The sequence below is a fragment of the Caballeronia humi genome (assembly GCF_001544475.1).
GTDB classification, from domain to species: Bacteria; Pseudomonadota; Gammaproteobacteria; order Burkholderiales; family Burkholderiaceae; genus Caballeronia; species Caballeronia humi.
Map to the genome: position 1 here is coordinate 1 of NZ_FCNW02000194.1, position 1,118 is coordinate 1,118.

Sequence of the window (1,118 nt, forward strand, 5' to 3'; positions counted from 1 at the left end):
TTCGGGCCGCAGCCCACGACGACCGTATAGCCGTCCTTATGCAGACGCTGGCTGATGCTCGTGCCAATGCCACCCATGCCACCCGTCACATACGCTATGCGCTTCGTCATTCCTCACTCCATTTTCGTTATGCGGAAAGCCGACGATGCCGCCCGCCGCTTCCCGCTTGTCTCAAAAACCTTGTCTTGCCAATAAACGCCGCTGACTGCTACTTACGGACGCTCGAGCGCCAGCGCCACGCCCATGCCGCCGCCGATGCACAGCGACGCCAAGCCCTTCTTCGCGTCGCGCTTCTGCATTTCGTGCAGGAGCGTGACGAGAATGCGGCAGCCGGATGCGCCGATCGGGTGACCGATCGCGATCGCGCCGCCATTGACGTTGACCTTCGACGTATCCCAGCCCATCTGCTTGTGGACCGCGAGTGCCTGCGCCGCGAACGCTTCGTTGATTTCCATCAGGTCGAGATCGGCCGGCGACCAGCCCGCGCGTTCCAGACAGCGCTTCGATGCCGGCACCGGGCCCATGCCCATGATCTTCGGATCGACGCCCGCGTTCGCGTACGCCTTGATGCGCGCGATCGGCGTGAGGCCGAGCGCCTCGGCCTTCTTGGCCGACATCACGATCACAGCCGCCGCGCCGTCGTTCAGGCCTGACGCGTTTGCCGCCGTCACCGTGCCTTCCTTCGAGAACGCCGGCCTCAGGCCCGCGAGCGATTCGGCCGTCACGCCGTGGCGCACGAACTCGTCGGTCGCGAACTTGAGCGGCTCGCCCTTGCGCTGCGGGATGTCGATCGGGATGATTTCATCGTTGAAGCGGCCCGACTTCTGCGCCGCCTCGGCCTTGTTCTGCGAGAGCGCCGCGAACTTGTCCTGGTCCTCGCGCGAGATGCCGAATTCCTTCGCGACGTTCTCCGCCGTCACGCCCATGTGGATCGAGTTGAACGCGTCCCACAGGCCGTCGACGATCATCGAGTCGATCAGCTTCGCGTCACCCATGCGGAAGCCGTCACGCGAGCCCGGCAGCACGTGCGGCGCCGCGCTCATGTTTTCCTGGCCGCCGGCGATCACGATGTCGGCATCGCCCGCGATGATCGCGTTCGCCGCCAGCATCACGGCCTT

The 1,118-nt window shown here is 65.2% G+C and carries 2 protein-coding genes; both read right to left on the reverse strand.

Annotated elements, in window-relative coordinates; all coding sequences use genetic code 11:
* On the reverse strand, positions 1–110 hold a 110-nt coding region (locus AWB65_RS36175; RefSeq protein WP_125474310.1), incomplete at its 3' end, for an SDR family NAD(P)-dependent oxidoreductase.
* Positions 111–212: 102 nt separating this feature from the next.
* Positions 213–1,118: acetyl-CoA C-acetyltransferase (locus tag AWB65_RS34990; RefSeq protein ID WP_087671274.1), on the reverse strand; the 906-nt coding region annotated here is incomplete at its 5' end.